Origin of the sequence: Rhodococcoides corynebacterioides, from assembly GCF_019834675.1 — a bacterium.
Lineage (GTDB): Bacteria > Actinomycetota > Actinomycetes > Mycobacteriales > Mycobacteriaceae > Rhodococcoides > Rhodococcoides corynebacterioides_A.
On sequence record NZ_JABUBU010000002.1, the window covers coordinates 109,859 to 127,822 of the forward strand.

Here is a 17,964-nt window from a genome sequence, read left to right on the forward strand (position 1 = left end):
CCATGACACGTTCGATCCGAGGAACGGTCGGCGCGATCGCCGTCGCCCTGATCGCGGCCACGCTGCCGGTGCTCGCCGCCCCCACCGCGGCCGCCGCGCCGGACTTCTACACTCCCCCGGCGCAGTTCGACACCACGCCCGGCGCCGTCGTGCGGACCGAGCCGATGCCGGTCTATCTCGCGGCCCCAGCGCCCGGCGATGCCTACCCGGTCACCGGCACCCGCGTCATGTACACCTCGCGGACCGAGGCGGGCGATCCCGTCGCCGTGACCGGCACGTACCTCGACGCGGGCGGTCCGTGGACCGGTGCCGGGCCCCGCCCGACGATCGTGGTGGCCCCGGGCACCATCGGGCAGGGCGATCAGTGCGCACCGTCCCGCGCGTTCTCGACCGGACTGAACGCGGCCCTGTCCCCGCCGTCGCTGTCCGCCAACCAGGAGCTGGTGTCGTCCACTCTCTGGCGGGCGATGGGGGCACGGGTCTTCGTCACGGACTACATCGGTCTCGGTACGCCGGGCCTGCACACCTACGTCAACCGGCTCGAGCAGGCGCACGCCGTGCTGGACGCGGCCCGGGCCGCCAACTCCCTCGCGGGCGACCCCGCGGCGCCCGTCGGATTCTGGGGCTACTCGCAGGGTGGCGGCGCCACCGCGGCCGCCGCGGAACTGGCCGCGCAGTACGCACCGGAGCTGAACGTCAAGGGAACGTGGGCCGGTGCCCCCACCGCCGATCTGCTCGAGGTGCTCGGGACCGTCGACGGCACGCTCATCGGCGGCGTGATCGGCTACGCACTCAACGGTTTCGTCGAGCGTCACCCCGAGCTGCAGGCCCGGGTCGACGAGCGCACCACCGAGACCGGCAAGCGCCTGCTCGCCGAGGTGTCGACGGAGTGCATCGCCGACACGATCCTGCGGCACCCGTTCCTGCGCACCGAGTCCCTGACCCGGGACGGCCGGCCGCTGCTCGAGAACCTCGGCACCATTCCGGAGGCAGGCCCGATCCTGGCGCAGCAGCGCATCGGCAGCCTTCGTCCCTCGGCGCCGGTCTTCGTCACCAGCGGACGGAACGACGACACCGTGCCCTACGGCCAGGCGCGTCGGCTCGCCGAGGACTGGTGCGGTCGCGGCGGCGCGGTGACGTTCCTGACCGACGAACTCCCGCCGATCCTCCCCGGCGCGGTGCTGCCGAATCACTTCGGGCCGCAGCTGATCGACGGCTACGGGGGCGCGGCGGCGCGCTACATGATGGACCGGTTCGCCGACGTTCCCGTGAGCGGGTGCTCGGGTCTCTGACGGTCACCCGGATCGGACGGATCGGTCATTGCCCGGCCCCGCGGGCGCGCCTAGTGTCGGCATGCATGACCATCGACGAGACGTCCATTCCCACCGATCGGGACCGAGTCGAGGACGCGGTCCGGCGGGCCCGTCACGCCGCGCGGTGGTGGGGCGGACTGAGCCACGACGACCGCAAGAACTGGTTGCTCGAGTTCAAGTCCGTCGTCGCCCGGAACTCGGCGTCGTTGGTCGACGTCGTCCGCGAGGAGACGGGCAAGCCGGCCGACGACGCCCTGCTCGAGGTGATGCTGGCCGTCGAGCATCTGACGTGGGCGGCGAAGAACGCTCGCCGGGTACTCCGGGAACGGTCGGTCCTGCCCGGTCTGGTCAGCGCCAATCAGGCGGCGTCGGTGCGCTACGAGCCGATGGGTGTGGTCGGCGTCATCGGACCGTGGAACTACCCCGTCTACACCCCGATGGGGTCCATCGCCTACTCGATGGCCGCGGGTAACGCCGTCGTCTTCAAGCCGAGCGAACTGACCCCGCGAACGGGCACGTGGCTGGCCGACACGTGGGACTCGTTGTCGGCCCCGCACTCGGTCCTGCAGACCGTCGTCGGCGACGGAGCGGTCGGCGCGCACCTCGCCCGCGCGGGCGTCGACAAGGTGGCGTTCACCGGCTCGACGGCCACCGCCAAGAAGGTCATGGCCACGTGCGCCGAGACGTTGACCCCCATCGTGGTCGAGGGCGGCGGTAAGGACGCGCTGATCGTCGACGAGGGCGCCGACCTCGACGCCGCGTCCGAGTTCGCCGCCTTCGGAGCCATGGGCAACGCCGGTCAGACGTGCGCGGGGGTGGAACGCGTCTACGTGGTGGACGCACTCGCCGACCGGTTCGTCGACAAGCTCGTCGCGCGCGTGACCGACCTGCGGGTCGGCGACGCCGCCGACGCGCAGTACGGCCGGATGACCCTCCCCCGTCAGGTCGACGTGGTGCGGTCGCAGGTCGAGGACGCGCTCGCGCGCGGTGGCCGGGCCGTCGTCGGCGGTCCCGAGTCGGTCCGTCCGCCGTACGTCGACCCGGTGGTGCTGCTCGACGTCCCCGAGGACAGCGAAGCGCAGGTCGAGGAGACGTTCGGCCCGACCGTCGTGGTCAACCGCGTCCGCGACCTCGACGAGGCGATCGACCGGGCGAACACCTCGAAGTACGGCCTCGGCGCGTCGGTGTTCACCGGATCCGCCGCGGCCGGGCGACGCGCCGCGGACCGCCTCCGGGTGGGCGTGGTGAGCATCAACTCGGTGCTCGGGTTCGCCGCCATCGGTGCCCTCCCGTTCGGCGGGGTCGGCGACTCCGGCTTCGGGCGCATCCACGGCGCGGACGGGCTGCGGGAGTTCTCGCGCGTCAAGTCGGTCACGACGCAGCGATTCGCGCCGCCGCTCAACCTGGTCACCATGACGCGCAGGCGGCGCGACGTCGCGATCGCCCGTTTCCTGCTCACCAAGATCCACGGTCGGCGCCGGCGGTGAGCACGACGCTTCCGCAGCGCGGCCGCGGGCGGTACGGCTGGCTCGAGACGATCGAGCGGCTCGATCCCGTGGCCGACGCGCAGGCGATCCACCGCATCACCGCCGGGTACGAGTTCCCCTGGGACTACCAGCGCTCGCTCGAGTTCGCGCTGTTCCGCACCTACTGCGTTCCGAGCATCTCGGCTCTGCTCGCGCGCACCGGCGAGTTCGAGAAGCGTCCGCAGAAGCGGTACGACGACACGTCGCTGCTCATGTCCGAACTGGTCGGGCACGGGTACGACTCCGAGCGGGGCCGAGCGTCGCTGCGGACGGTCAACCGCCTGCACGCGCGGTACGACATCGACCGCGACGACATGCTCTACGTCCTGTCGACCTTCGCCTTCGACCCCCTCGACTGGATCGACCGCTACGGCTGGCGCCGACTCCATCCCCACGAGCGACGGGCCGCGGTGGAGTTCTACCGCGCCGTCGGGTCCCGGATGGGGATCGCCGACGTCCCCGAGTCCGTGGCCGAGTTCCACGCGTTCCGGATGGAGTACGAGCACGACCGGTTCGGCTTCGCGCCCGACAACCGCCGCATCGGGACCTACACCCGTGAGCTGCTCGCCTCCTGGTATCCGGCGGTGTCGCGTCCGGCGATCCGCGGTGTGGTCCACGCGATGATCGACGACGACATGCGCCGCGCGTTCGGGTTCCCCGCCGCGGCGCCGGGTGCGCGCCGGGTCGCCGAGGCGGGCCTGCGAGCACGGGCGCGGGCGGTGCGGCATCTCCCGCCCCGGCGGACCTCGCGGATCGCGCGGGACCCGCGCAATCGCACCTACCCGGGTTATCCCGTCGGGTACCACCCGTCGGACCTGGGCCCACTCTGACGACGGGTCAGCGGAGCCGCTCGGCGTCGCGGGCCATCTCCACCAGGTGCGCCGACAGCGCGGCGAGTTCCTCGGCGTCGGCACCCTCCGCCACGGCCGTGGCGACGTCCTCGGCGGCGCAGCGCACCCCGAACGCGCGGTCGGCCAGGGCCTCGGCCTCGGCGGCGGTCAACAGGACGGCGTCGTCGGGCACCGGTGTGCCACGCGCCGCAGTGCGCTGCTCGTAGGCGCGCTGGCGGCAGGACTGTCGGCAGTAGCGCCGCCGCCGCCCGGTCGCGGACTCCTCGACCGGGCGCCCACACCATGCGCACGTCGCCGGTCGCCGTCTGCCGATCACGGTCGTCGACGATACCGGGGGTAGGATGGTGCGTTCGTGCGGGAACGTTTCCGGCGCTCGACGCGTTGAACCCGAGGCACCGACAGAGAGGACTCCCCATGGCAGACCGTGTACTTCGAGGTAGCCGACTCGGAGCGGTGAGCTACGAGACCGATCGCGACCACGACCTCGCGCCTCGGCGCATGGCTCGATACAAGACCGACAACGGCGAGATCTTCGACGTCCCCTTCGCGGACGATGCCGAGCTCCCCGGCACCTGGCTGTGCCGTAACGGCATGGAGGGCACCCTCATCGAGGGCACCGCGCCGGAGGCCAAGAAGGTCAAGCCCCCGCGTACCCACTGGGACATGCTGCTCGAGCGTCGGTCCGTCGAGGAGCTGGACGAGCTGCTCAAGGAGCGGCTGGACCTGCTCAAGGCCAAACGACGCGGAGCCGGCGTCTAGGACACAGCGACCCCCCTCGGGCCCCGACACCTTAGCGGTGTCGGGGCCCGAGGTGTTCGTCGAGCACCGGTACGACCACGTCGAGCGCCCGATCCGCGGTGAGGTGCGCGTGCGCGTACGGTACGGCGTGATCGCGCACCGTCCCCCGCACGAACGGCGTCCAGGCGGCGGCGCGGCGACGCGTGTCGTGCGCGTTGACCTCGTCGGCGGTGGCCGAGAAGAACAGCACGTCGGCGTCGACCGGAACCGGCCGGTACCGGTGCGCGAGCGTCGTTCCGTGCACGTAGCCGCGATACAAGCGCTCGACGACGTCGGCGGTCAGCGCCGCGGCCCCGTCGCCCGCCGCCCGGGCCAGGTCGGCCGCGTCCCCGGGGGTCGGGTCTAGACCCTCCGGTAGCGGGGTGCCCGTGACCTCCTCGATCAGGTCGCGCAGCGTGGGCACCCGGTCGAGGTACTCGGCCGTGAGCGTGTAGCTGTCCAGCATCGCCAGGGTCGCCACCCGGTTGCCGCGCCGCTCGAGTTCGGCGGTCATCGCGTGCGCGATCAGTCCGCCGAGGGACCACCCGAGCAGGTGGTACGGCCCGTCCGGCTGCACGGCGACCAAACGGTCGACGTAGTCGCTCGCCATCTCCTCGATCGAGGCGAACTCCGGACGGTCGCCGGTCAGCGTCGGCGTCTGCAGACCCAGCACGGTGCGGTCGCCCCCGAGTCGACGGGCGAGTCCGTGGTAGGACCACGCCAGACCGAAGGCGGGGTGGACGCACACCAGCGGGGGCTCGGACGTCGAGCCGGCCCGCAGGGTCACCACCGGCGCCAGCGGATCGTCGGTCCCGGCGGTCGGGGCGTCGAGGGCGATCGCGAGCTCCGCCGGGGTCGAGGCGCCGAACAGCAGGCTCACCGGAACGGTACGGCCGAGCCGGGCCCCGAGGTCGGCCACGGCGCGCACACCCACCAGCGACGTGCCGCCGATCGCGAAGAAGTCGTCGTCGAGCCCCACCCGATCGACGGCGAGCACCTCGGCGAACACCGTGCAGATCAGGGCCTCCGTCTCGGTGGTCGGGGCGCGGTACGTGTGCTCGGCGAGCGGCGCCGGGGCGGGCAGGGCCCGCCGGTCGAGTTTGCCGGTGGGCGTCAGGGGGACCGAGTCCAGCAGCGTCACCGAGGTCGGCACCAGGTAGGACGGCATGCGCTGGGACAGGAAGCGTCGCAGCGCCGGGCCGTCCGTGGCGGCGCCCGACCGCACCAGGACGTACGACGCGAGCGAGGTCGGTCCTACGGTGGCCCCGTCGTCGTCGGACACGCCGAGGGTCACGGCGAACTCGACGTCGTCGTGCGTCTCGAGGGCGGCGTCGATCTCGCCGAGCTCGACCCGGAAGCCGCGGACCTTCACCTGGTGATCAGACCGGCCCACGTAGGTCAGGACCGGTCCGGAGTCGCCGCGGCGCCACCGCACGAGGTCGCCCGTGCGGTACATCCGCTCCCCCGGCTTGCCGTGCGGCGCGGCGACGAAGCGCGACGCCGTGAGTCCGCTCCGGCCGAGGTAGCCGCGGGCCAGCGCATCTCCGGTGAGGTGCAGTTCGCCCACCACGCCGTACGGCACCGGTTCGAACTGTCGGTCCAACACGACGGCGGCGACGCCGCGCACGGGTGAGCCGATCGTGATCGGGGCACCCGCCTCGAGCGGGTCCGTCATGACCGTGACGACGGTGGTCTCGGTGGGTCCGTAGGCGTTGTGGAACTTCCGTCCCGGTGCCCAGCGCGCCACGAGGTCCGGGGAGCAGGCGTCACCGCCCACCACCAGATGGGTGAGGTCGGTCGCGGCGGCCGGATCGGCCGTCGTGAGCGCGGCGGGGGTGACGAAGGCGTGGGTCACCCGTTCCCGCCCGAGGAACTCGGCGAGTTCTCGTCCTCCGACGATCGTCGTCGGTGCGATCACCAGCGTCGCGCCGGCGCCGAGCGCGAAGAGCAGATCGAGCACGGCGGCGTCGAAGCTGATCGAGGCGAAGTGCAGCACCCGCGAGCTGCCGGTCACCTCGAGGCGGTCGGCGAGTTCGGCGGCGAAGTTCGAGACGCCGGCGTGCGTGACCACCACGCCCTTGGGGGTTCCGGTCGAGCCCGAGGTGTAGATGACGTAGGCCGGGTGGCTCGCGCCGGCCCGGGGAAGCAGACCGGGGGCGACCGGACCCGCTGCGAGGGTGGCGTCGTCGAGCGTCAGCCACTCGGTGTCGGTGCCGCTCACCGTCACCGCCGCGCGATGCTCGGCCGTGGTCAGGCCGAGAGTCGGACGGGCGTCGGTGAGCATGTGCCGGATGCGGTCGGCCGGGTACGCCGGGTCGATCGGCAGGAAGCCCGCGCCCGACCGCGCCACCGCGAGCACGGCCACCAGAGAGTCGAGCGAGCGCGGGACACCCACGGCCACGAGGGTGTCCGGGCGGGCGCCGCGCGCGACGAGCAGACGAGCCCACCGGTCGGTGAGGTCGTCGAGCTCGCGATAGGTGATCGACCGTCCGAGATGCTCCGCGGCCACACCGTCGGGTGAACGCCGGACGGCGTCGTCGAGGACCGCGGCCAGGGTCCGGGGCGCGTCGGGGCGAGGCCCTCCGACGGGGACCAACGCGCCGCGCTCCTCGGGGGTGAGGAGGTCGATCGCACCGACCGCGGTGGTCGGTCGGGTCGCGAGGGTGCGCAGGACCGCGTCGAGGCGGGTGAGCAGCGTCCGGGCGGTGGTCTCGTCGAACAGGTCGACGGCGTGGTCCAGGGCCATCGTCAGTCCGGCCGGTGTGCCGTCCTCGGCCCGATGTTCGGTGACCGTCAGTTGCAGGTCGAACTTGGCCACCGCGACGTCGAGATCGGCCACCTCGGCCTCCACGGCCGCCGCACCGGTGCCCATGCGGGCGCGTCCGGGAACGTCGTCCCGCACGGTGAGCATCACCTGGAAGATCGGGTGACGCGCGGCGGACCGGGTCGGCGCGACCGCTTCCACCAGCCGCTCGAACGGCACGTCGGGGCGGGCGAACGCCTCGACGTCCACGGCGCGGACCGCGCGCAGCGCCTCCTGCATCGACGAGCGCGGATCGATCCGGGTTCGCAGAGGGAGGGTGCCGACGAACATGCCGACGAGCCGATCGAGCGCCTCGTGGCCGCGGCCGGCGAGGGCCGTGCCGACCACCGTGTCGTAGCGACCGTCGAGGCGACCGAGAGTGACGGCGAGGGCCGCGTGCACCGCCATGAACAGGGTGGCGCCCTCCGCCGCGGCCGCCGCGTGCAGCCGACGGTGGAGATCGTCGTCGACCCGGGCGACCACCGTGCCGCCGCGGTACGACGGCGTGGCGGGGCGCGGTCGGTCCGTGGGAATTCCGAGGGTGTCCGGAGCGCCGTCGAGGGTCTCGGTCCACCAGGCCAGTTGGGTGGCGAGGAGCGACGTCGGATCGCTCTCGTCGCCGAGCCGGGCGTCGGTCCAGAGGGTGTGGTCCACGTACTGGATCGGCAGCGGGGTCCACTCGGGCGGGTGACCCGCGGTGCGGGCGTCGTACGCCGCGGCCAGGTCGGCGGCCAGCGGCCCGAGCGACCAGCCGTCGGCGGCGATGTGGTGCAGCACCAGCACCAGCACGTGGGCGGCGGGGTCGAGACGGAGGAGGGTGGCGCGCAGCGGCGCGTCGACGGTGACGTCGAAGCCCGTTCCGGCCGCGGCGAGCGCGGCGCTGCGCACCCGGTTCTCGGTCACGTCGATCGTGGTCAGGGGAACCTCGGCGCGCTCGACCGGCAGGACCACCTGGTGCGGCCCGGACGCCGAGTCCGGGTAGACGGTCCGCAGGACCTCGTGCCGTGCGGTGACGTCGGTCAGCGCGGCGCGCAGCGCGTCGACGTCGAGCGCACCGGTCAGGCGCACGACGACGGGCACGTTGTAGAGCGGCGAGGTGGGGTCGACCCGGTTGAGGAACCACTGCCGGGCCTGGGATGCGCTCAGCGGCAGCCGGTCCGGCCGGGGGATGCTGCCGAGTGCGGGGGTGTCGTCCGCGGCGAGGGTCGCGACACGGGTCGCCAGCGCCCGCACCGTCGGGTGCTCGAACAGCACGCGGACGGGAACAGTGGTCCCCGTTCGCGTGCCGAGGCGCGCGACCACCTGCGTCGCCAGCAGCGAGTTGCCGCCGAGTGCGAAGAAGTCGTCGTCCCGCCCGATCGGGCCGATGCCGTCGCCGAGCACGCCGGCCAGGACGTCGGCGACCAGCTGCTCCCCCGGCGTCGCGGGGAGTTCGACGGGGCGGTGCGGGTGGGCCGTGCGGACCGGCGCCGGGAGGGCGCGGGCGTCGAGCTTGCCCACCGGAGTGAGCGGTACGGCGTCCATGACGGTCACGGTGGCCGGGACGAGGTGGGCCGGCAGGGTGCGGGCGAGGTCGGCGAGGACCGCGTCGGTGTCCACGCTCGCCCCCGCGGTGGGGACCACCCACGAGGCCAGCGCGGGCGTGCCCGACTCGTCCACGTGGACGGCCGTGTGGGCGAAGGAGACGTCGTCGCGTGCGGTGAGGACGGCGTCGATCTCGCCGGGCTCGATACGGAAGCCGCGCAGCTTGACCTGCGTGTCGGTGCGGCCGACGTACTCGAGCCGGCCGTCGGCGGTCCATCGGACCAGGTCGCCGGTGCGGTACATCCGCTCCCCCGTGCGCGTCGGGTCCGCCACGAAGCGTCCCGCGGTCAGCCCGGCTCGGCGCAGGTAGCCGCGGGCGACCCCGCGGCCGGCGAGGTACAGCTCACCGGTCGTGCCGCGCGGGACGGGGTGCAGGCGGCCGTCGAGCACGGCGGCCCGCGTGCCCGGAATCGGGGTGCCGACGGTGACGAGGGACTCCGCCCGCACCACGTCGGTGGTCGCGACGACGGTCGTCTCCGTCGGTCCGTACCCGTTGACCATCGACCGACCGGGCGCCCAGCGTCGGACCAGGTCGGCGCCCACTGCCTCGCCGCCGACGACGACGGTCCGCAGATCGGGGAGTCCGTCCCCGTCGGCGGGGTCGACCGTGGCGAGCGCGGCCGGGGTGACGAAGGCGTGGCTCACGCGTTCGCGGCGCAGCAGCCGGGCCAACTCGCGTCCACCGAACACGTCCGGCGGCGCGATCACCAGCGTCGCCGCCGATCCCACCGCCATGAGCAACTCCAGCACGGACGCGTCGAAGCTCGGCGACGCCACGTGCAGGACGCGCGCGTCGTCGTCCACGGCGAAGCGGGCCCGCTCGGCGTCGGCGAAGGCCGACAGCCCCGAGTGGGTGACGGACACGCCCTTGGGCACGCCCGTCGATCCGGAGGTGTAGATCACGTACGCCACGTGGTCCGCTCGCAGCGGAGTCCGACGGTCGGCGTCGGTGACGGGGCGGTCGATCGCGTCGACCGGGACGTCCTCGGCGTCGACCCAGGTCACGTCCGCGACGTCGGCGTCCGGTCGGTGCTCGGTCGTCGTGATGCCCAGCCGCGCACCGGAGTCGGTGAGCATGTGCCGAACGCGGTCCGCGGGATAGCGCGGGTCCACCGGCACCCACGCCGCGCCGGTCTTCGCGACCGCGAGCACGGCCGTGACCGCCGCGAGCGACCGTGGCAGCGCGACGGCCACCACGTCCTCGGGGCCGGCTCCGCAGGCGAACAGGTGCCGCGCCAGACGGTCGGCCCGCCGATCCAGCTCGTCGTAGGTGACCTGCTCCCCCGCGGTACCGATGGCGGCGAGCCGGTCACGTCCGCGGCGCACCGCCGTGGCCCAGAGGTCGGGCAGCAGCGCCGGCGGGGCCACCTCGTCCGCGGACCCCGCGTCCTCGGCGAGCCGGGCCCGTTCCTCGGCGGCGAGCAGGGGTGCGTCGCCGAGGGGGCGATCCGGATCGGCCGCCGCGGCGTCGGCGACGGCGAGCAGTCGCTCACCGAGTCGGTCGATCGTGGCGGCGTCGTACAGATCGCGGCTGTACGTGATCCGCAGAGTCCACCCCCGGGGCGTGCCGAGCACGGCCACGTCGAGGTCGAACTTGTTGCGGTCCAGCTCGATCGGCGCGGCCGACCAGGTCAGACCCGCGGCCGAGACGGTGGTGTCGACCGGCTCGTCGACGGTGAGGACCACCTGCACGAGCGGATGACGACCCGCGGCGCGCGACGGCGCCACGGCGTCGACGACCCGCTCGAACGGCAGCTCGGTGTGGGCGAGGGCGTCGAGGTCGGTCTCGCGGACGCGGTCCACCGTGCGGAGGAAGCTGTCCGCCGGGTCGATCGCGGTGCGCAGGGCGACGGTGCCGACGAACATCCCGACCAGCTCGTGCATCGCCGGATCGTGGCGCCCGGCGACCGGGGTGCCGACGACGACGTCGGTGGTGTCGGCCAGGCGGCCCAGGACCGACGCGAGCACGGCGTGCAGGGCCATGAACCGCGTGGCGCCGCGCCGAGCGGCGACGTCGGTGAGACCCGCCATCGTCTCCGTGGGCACCGCGAACTCGCGGGTCCCGGCGCGCAGACCGGGCAGGGCCGGGCGCGGTCGGTCCCCCGGCACCGTGCACTCGTCGGGTGCGCCGCGCAGGGTCTCGGTCCAGAACGCCAGGTCGGCGGCGGCGCGGGAGGTGGGGTCGGCCTCGTCGCCCAGCACGCGACGCTGCCACAGGGTGACGTCGGTGTACTGCACGGGCAGCGGCGGCAGGTCCGGAGCGAGGCCGTCGGTCCGGGCGGCGTAGGCGGCGACGAGGTCGCGGGTCAGCGGCCGCATGGACCAGCCGTCGGCCGCGATGTGGTGGACGGCCACCCCGAGGACGTGGTGGGTGTCGGACACGCGCAGCAGCACGGCGCGCACGGGTGTCGTCGTGGTCAGGTCGGTACCGCGATGCGCGAGCTCGAGCAGGGCGTCCTGGACGGAGTCCGCGTCGACGTCGCGCACCTCGAGCGGATCGGTGACGGCGCGGACCACCTGGTGCGGCCCGTCGTCGGTCGCCGGATAGACGGTGCGCAGGGCTTCGTGTCGGTCCAGCACGTCCAGCATCGCGTGCCGCAGCGCGTCCCGATCCAACGGTCCGTCGACGGTGACCGACAGCGCGATGGTGTACGCGTCGGACTCGGGGTCCAGCCGGTTCAGGAACCACAGCCGCTGCTGTGCCGGGGACAGCGGCACCCGGTCCGGGCGCTCGTCGATCGGCACGGCGACCAGGGGCAGCCGCGCAGGGCCCGCGGCGGAGTCCAGGCGCGCCGCCAGCGCCGCGACGGTCGGGTCCTCGAACACCGTGCGCACCGCGACGTCCCGGCCCAGAGCGTCGGACAGCGCCCCCGCCACCCGCGTCGCGGTGAGGGAGTTGCCACCCACGTGGAAGAAGTGGTCGTGCCGACCCACCCGATCGAGCCCGACGGCGTCGGCGACGGCCGCCGCGACGATCCGTTCGGTCTCGGTGGCCGGTGGCTCGTGCGGGACGTCGCTCTCCGGCGGGGCCGGCACGGGCAGCGCCCGGCGGTCGAGCTTGCCCGACGGCGTCAGCGGCAACGCGTCCAACCGCACGATCGAGGCCGGGACCATGTAGTCCGGCAGGGCGCGGCGCGCGATGTCGAGGAGGTCGGCCGTCAGCGCGTCGTGGTCCGGCGCGTCCGTCACGGCGTAGGTGACGAGCCGGGCGACGTCCCGGCGGTCGGCGTCGACCAGCAGCGTGACCGACCAGGTGACCGCCGGGTGGGTCTGCAGCACCGCGTCGACCTCGGCGAGCTCGACGCGGTGGCCACGCACCTTCACCTGGTGGTCCGCGCGGCCCAGGAAGTGGATGGCCCGGCTGTCCGGGTCGGCGGTGAGGCCGGTGTTCGTCCGCAGCGCGACGACGTCACCGGTGCGGTACATCCGCGATCCGGGCGGCCCGTCGGGGTCGGCCACGAAGCGTTCCGCGGTGAGACCGGGGCGGCCCTGGTATCCGCGGGCCAGGCTGGGCCCACACAGGTACAGCTCGCCGCGCACGCCGGGGGCGACCGGGCGGAGCCGGCGGTCCAGCACCCGCGTCACGACGCCCGCGCGGGCGCGGCCGATGGTGACCGGTTCCCCCGGCGTCATCGGCGCGGTGCGGGTGACGACGACGGTGGCCTCGGTGGGGCCGTAGACGTTGAGCATGGTGCGGCCGGGCGCCCACCGCTCGACCAGCGCGGGTGTGCAGACGTCGCCGCCGACGGCCGCGACCCGCAGGTCGGGCACGGTGGTGGGGTCGACGGTCTCGAGCGCGGCGGGGGTGACCACGGCGTGCGTGACCCGGCGGTCGCGCAGCAGCGCCGCGAGTTCGCGGCCGCCGTAGACGTCGAGGGGAACCGGCACCACGGCGCCGCCGACGGCGAACGCCATGAGCAGCTCCATGAGCGAGACGTCGAAGGACGGGGACGCGAAGTGCAGCGCGCGGACGGTCTCGTCGAGACGCGCGGCGGCCGCGGTGTCGGCCGCGAGGTCGGCGATGCCGCGGTGGGAGACCACGACGGCCTTGGGGCGCCCCGTGGAGCCCGAGGTGAAGATCAGGTACGCGGCCTGGTCGGGGTGCGGCGACGGCATGTGCTCGGCGGTTCGGGCGTCCCTGACGGGCGCACGATCGACACGCGGGTCGAGCCACCGCACCCCATCCGGAAGCATCGTGCGTTCGTCGCCGGCGAGCCCGACGGCGGCGCCGGTGTCGGCGACCATCGAGGCGAGGCGGTCGGCCGGGTACTTCGGGTCGAGCGGGGTGTAGGCGCCGCCGGACTTGGCGACGGCCCACAGGGCGATCAGCGACGCCGCGGATCTTCCCACGCAGACGGGCACCCGGACCTCGGGTCCGACGCCGAGGTCCACCAGGGCCGCGGCCAGGCGGTCCGACCGATCGTCCAGCTCGCGGTAGGTGAGCGTGCGGTCGGCGTCGACGACGGCGTCGCGGTCCGGGAACCGCGCCGCGGTGGCGCGCAGCAGGTCCGGCAGCGTGGTGGGCGCGCCGCCCGGCGGGCCCACGAGGACGGGGTCGGTCGCCGGCGCGGGATCGGTGGCGAGGGTGAGATCGACGTCGCCGACCCGCACCTCGGGGTCGGCGGTGACCTGTCGCAGCACGGCGACGAACCGCGCGGCGAGGTCGGCCGCGGTCGCGGCGTCGAACAGCTCGGTGGCGTATCCGAGGCGGGCGTCGTAGCCGCCGCCGGGCCGGTCCACGATCTCGACGGTGAGGTCGAACTTGGCGGTACCGGTGTCGACGTCGCTCGCGGTGACCGTCAGCCCGGGCAGGGTGACCGTGGCCGGCGCGAGGTTGTCGAACGAGAGCATGACCTGGAACAGCGGGTGGTGCGCCGACGTGCGGTCGGCGGCCACGGCGTCGACGACGGTGTCGAACGGCACGTCCGCGCGGGCGAAGGCCTCGAGGTCGTCGTCCCGCACGGAGCGCAGGAGCTCGACGAACGGTCGATCGGGCGTCGGCGCGGACCGCAGGACGAGGGTGTTGACGAACATGCCGACCACCCCGTCCAGCGCCCGGTCGCCGCGTCCGGCCACCGGGGTGCCCACGGCGACGTCGTCGGTGTCGGCGAGGCGTCCGAGCAGCGTGGACAGGGCGGCGTGGACCACCATGAACGCGCTGGCCGAGTGCGCGGAGGCCAGCGCGGTGACGGCCGCGCGCAGGTCGGCGTCGACGGTGAAGGTGTGCACGGCGCCGGCGACGCCGGGGTCGGCCCGACGCGGCCGGTCGGTCGGAAGATCGAGCACCTCCGGGAGCCCGGCGAGCCGCTCGGTCCAGAACGCGGTCTGCGCGGCGAGCAGGCTGTCGGGGTCGCTCGGGTCACCCAGCACGGCGCGCTGCCACAGGACGGCGTCCGCGTACTGCACCGGCAACGGCGCGAACTCGGGGGCGCGGCCGGCGGCGCGGGCCGCGTACGCGCGGGCGACGTCGGTCGCTAGCGGCCCGAAGGACCACCCGTCGGCGACGATGTGGTGCAGGACCACCGCCAGCACGTGCCGGTCGACGTCCACGCGGTACAGGCGCGCCCGGATGGGGTGGTCGCGTCGCACGTCGAAGCCCTGCCCGACGAGCACGGCGAGGTGCTCGCGCAACGCGGACTCCGTCACCTCGATCGGCTCGAGGTCCTGCGGGCGGGGGTCCTCGATCACCTGGTGCGGTCCGTGGGGGCCGTCGGGGAAGACGGTGCGCAGGGACTCGTGCCGGGCGACGACGTCGGCGAGGGCGTCACGCAACGCGGCGCGATCGAGCGTTCCCGTCATCTCCAGCGTGAGCGGCATGTTGTAGACCGGCGAGGCGGGATCGAGCCGGTTCAGGAACCACAGGCGCTGCTGGGCCGGCGAGAGCGGCACGAGGTCCGGTCGCTCGACGGGCACCAGCGGCGGCCGGTCGGCGGGGGCGTCGACGGCGGACAGGCGGTCGGCCAACCGCGCCACGGTCGGGGCCGTGAAGAGGTCGTCGAGTCCCACGTGGCGGTCGAGCTCGGTCGACAGGCGGGCGACCACGCGGGTCGCCGACAGCGAGGTGCCGCCGAGGTCGAAGAAGCTGGTGTGCACGCCGGGCGCCGGGATCTCGAGGACGTCGGCCAGCACGGCGGCGATGCGGCGTTCCAGATCGGTGCGCGGGGCGACGTCGTCGGCGATCGAGGGGGGCGTCGGCTCCGGCAGTGCCCGCCGGTCCACCTTGCCGCTGCTGCCGAGGGGCAGCGCGGGCAGGACGGTCACGACGTCGGGCACCATGTACGCCGGCACCCGCGCCGCCGCGGTGGTGCGGACGTCGTCCGGTGCGATCGAGTCGGCGTGCGGACCGGCGACGTAGCCGACCAACCGGGTCTCGCCCCGGCCGTCGGTGTGGGCCACCGCCACCGCGTGGTCGACTCCCGGATGGGCCAGCAGAGCGGCCTCGACGTCGCCGAGTTCGATGCGCAGCCCGCGGACCTTCACCTGGAAATCGGTGCGTCCGAGGTAGTCGAGGTCACCGTCGCCGCGCCATCGCGCCAGATCGCCCGTGCGGTACAGGCGGGTGCCGTCTCGGGCGATCGGGTCGGCGACGAAGCGGTCGGCCGTGAGATCCGGCCGCCCCAGGTAGCCGCGGGCCAACTGGACCCCGGCGAGGTAGAGCTCTCCCGCGACGCCCACCGGCACCGGCCGCAGCCGGGCGTCCAGGACGTGGACGCGGGTGTTCCACACCGGCCGTCCGATGGGCACGGTGCCGACGTCGCCGGCCCGGAATCGGCGGTACGTGACGTCCACGGCCGCCTCGGTGGGGCCGTACAGATTGTGCAGCGGGACGGCCGTGAGGTCGGTGAACGCCGCGGCCGTGTCCGCCGGGAGGGCCTCGCCGCTGCTGAAGACGCGGCGCAGGTGGGTGGGGGTGACGCGCGAGTCGCGCATCTCGGTCACGAAGGCGGCCAGCATCGACGGTACGAAGTGCACGGTGGTGACGGCGGCGTCGGTCATCGCGGCGAGCAGCCGACGCGGCTCTCGATGGACCCCGGGTTCGGCGATCACCAGCCGCGCCCCGACGCGCAGGGGCCAGAAGAACTCCCACACCGACACGTCGAACGTCGCCGGCGTCTTCTGCAGGACGACGTCGTCGGCGGCGAGGGGGTACTCGTGCTGCATCCACTCGAGGCGGTTGGTGATGGCGCGGTGGGTGACCGCGACGCCCTTGGGCTCCCCGGTGGATCCCGAGGTGAACAGCACGTAGGCGAGATCGTCGGGGTGCGTCGGGACGGGCGCGACCGGATCGCCGGCGTCGGCGACGGCCGCGACGACGTCGTCGCGGGTGAGCACGCATCGCGGACGGGCGGTGTCGAGGACGGCGGCGATGCGCTCGGCGGGCTGCTCCGGATCGAGCGGGAGGTAGGCGGCGCCCGCGTGCAGGATGCCGTACATCCCGAGCACCAGCTCGAGCGACCGCGGCATCGACAGGGCGACGAGGTCCCCCGGCACGACACCCCGTCGCCGCAGCGCGGCGGCCACCCGGCCGGCGCGGTCCGCGGTCTCGGCGTAGGTGAGGGTGGTGGTTCCGAACGTCAGGGCGGGTGCGTCCGGCGTCGCCGCGACCCGGCGGGCGACGGCGTCCCACAGGGTGTCGGGTGCGACGTCCGTCGCGGTGTCGTTGAACGTCTCGACGACGGTCTCGAGTTCGTCCGGCAGGAACACGGGGGCGTCGGTGACGGGCGCGTCCTCGGGCCGGGTCAGCAGCGCCCCGAGGAAGGCGAGGAACCGCCGGTGGTGGGCGCCCAGGACGTCGTCGTCGTAGAGGGCGGGGTTGGCCTCGAGGTCGATGTTGAGTCCCGCGCCGGGGGTGCTGCTGTTGTAGATGGTGAAGGCGAGGTCCTCGACGGGTCCGCTGGAGAGGTTGTGCAGCCGTCCGGTCAGGTCGCCGAGCCGCACGCTCCAGTCGAACAGCATGATGTTGACCATCGGGCCGAAGAACCCGCGCTGGTCGGTGCCGCTGCCGTGGTCGCGGCGGATGTCCTCGTGGCGGTACTTCTGGTGTCGGAGTGCGCCGGTGATCTCGAGGGTGACGGCGGCGATCAGTTCGTCCAGCGTGGTGTGCGGCTCGACGCGCAGCCGCAGCGGCACCACGTTGGAGAACATGCCTCCGGAGCGGCGGAGGGCGGCGGTGGTGCGTACCGACACGGGCAGACTGAGGACCACCTCGACGGAGCCGGTCACGCGGTGCAGGTACGCGGCGATGGCGGCGACCAGCACGGCGGCCTCGGTGCCGTCGACGCGGGCGGCGACCGCGGCGATGGCCTCGGTGACGGAAGTCGGGGCGATGCCGTCCACGCGGCGACGGGTGGCGGCCGCCGGGGCGGACCGCGGAACCAGCGAGAAGCGCTCCGGCAGTCCGGCCGTCTTGGCCGCCCAGTACTCGCGGTCGGTCGCGAAGCGCGGCGACTGCCGGTAGGTCTCCTCCGCCCGGTAGAGCTCGGCCAGGTCGTGCGCACGGTGCGGCGCGACGTCCGTTCCGTGCGCGCGGGCGGTGTACAGCTCGGCCACCCGGCGCAGGGCGGTCACGGCACCGAAGCCGTCGCCGGCGAGATGGTGCATACGGGTGTACCAGAACCATCGCTCGTCGCCGACGCGCAGGAGCACGTTGACCGTCAGTGCGTCGCGTTCGACGTCGACGGGGGTGTGCATCTCCTGCCGCATCCAGCGGTGCGCCGCGGCCACCGGGTCGGCCTCACCGCGAAGGTCGAGGCGACGCGTGTGCACCGACTCGGTGTCCACCACCTGGTGGGGTCGGCCGTCGACCTCGACCACGCGAATGCACCCGGACTGCAGCTCCGCGCCGACGGTGGCGGCCACCTCGCCGACGAGGTCCGCGTCCAACGGACCGGCCACGTCGACGTACTGGGCCACGGTCAGCGGGACCTCGGGTGCCAACTTCTGCGCGTACCACAACCCGGTCTGCGCCGGGCTGAGCGGAAACGCCCCGAATCGGCGATCGCGGGTGTTGCCGGTGGGCTCGAACGTCGTGGTCGACGTCATCGAAGGTGCTCCGTTCGCTCGTCGAGGGCGACGAGCGACGCACACATCTCACCGAGGAGCGCACAGGC

General features: G+C 73.8%; 6 protein-coding genes. 4 read left to right on the plus strand and 2 right to left on the minus strand.

The window, feature by feature from the left end:
* Positions 1 to 2 precede the first annotated feature (2 nt).
* The 3 genes from HQ603_RS04920 (at position 3) to HQ603_RS04930 (ending at position 3,669) form a co-directional block, all read left to right on the plus strand.
* Positions 3 to 1,292, plus strand: a complete 1,290-nt coding sequence (locus tag HQ603_RS04920; protein WP_222683445.1) for a lipase family protein — start codon at positions 3 to 5, stop codon at positions 1,290 to 1,292.
* A gap of 65 nt (positions 1,293 to 1,357) precedes the next feature.
* Positions 1,358 to 2,800: an aldehyde dehydrogenase family protein gene (locus tag HQ603_RS04925; protein ID WP_222683446.1), complete on the plus strand. Its 1,443-nt coding sequence runs from the start codon at positions 1,358 to 1,360 to the stop codon at positions 2,798 to 2,800.
* Complete coding sequence (locus tag HQ603_RS04930; RefSeq protein WP_371830973.1) at positions 2,698 to 3,669, plus strand: oxygenase MpaB family protein; 972 nt, start codon at positions 2,698 to 2,700, stop codon at positions 3,667 to 3,669. Before HQ603_RS04925 ends, HQ603_RS04930 begins: the two co-directional genes overlap by 103 nt.
* A gap of 7 nt (positions 3,670 to 3,676) precedes the next feature.
* Here HQ603_RS04930 and HQ603_RS04935 read toward each other — a convergent pair whose 3' ends face one another.
* Complete coding sequence (locus HQ603_RS04935; RefSeq protein ID WP_222683448.1) at positions 3,677 to 4,006, minus strand: hypothetical protein; 330 nt, start codon at positions 4,004 to 4,006, stop codon at positions 3,677 to 3,679.
* A 98-nt stretch (positions 4,007 to 4,104) separates the two neighbouring features.
* Between HQ603_RS04935 and HQ603_RS04940 the strand changes: the two genes are divergently transcribed.
* Entirely contained in the window at positions 4,105 to 4,449 is a 345-nt protein-coding gene (locus HQ603_RS04940) for an RNA polymerase-binding protein RbpA (RefSeq protein WP_222683449.1), read from the plus strand.
* 31 nt (positions 4,450 to 4,480) lie between these two features.
* On the opposite strand, the gene HQ603_RS04945 is transcribed toward HQ603_RS04940, so the two are convergent.
* The gene (locus HQ603_RS04945; protein WP_222683450.1) at positions 4,481 to 17,896 is read right to left on the minus strand and encodes a non-ribosomal peptide synthetase; all 13,416 of its coding nucleotides are present in this window, start codon (positions 17,894 to 17,896) and stop codon (positions 4,481 to 4,483) included.
* Between the last annotated feature and the right edge of the window lie 68 nt (positions 17,897 to 17,964).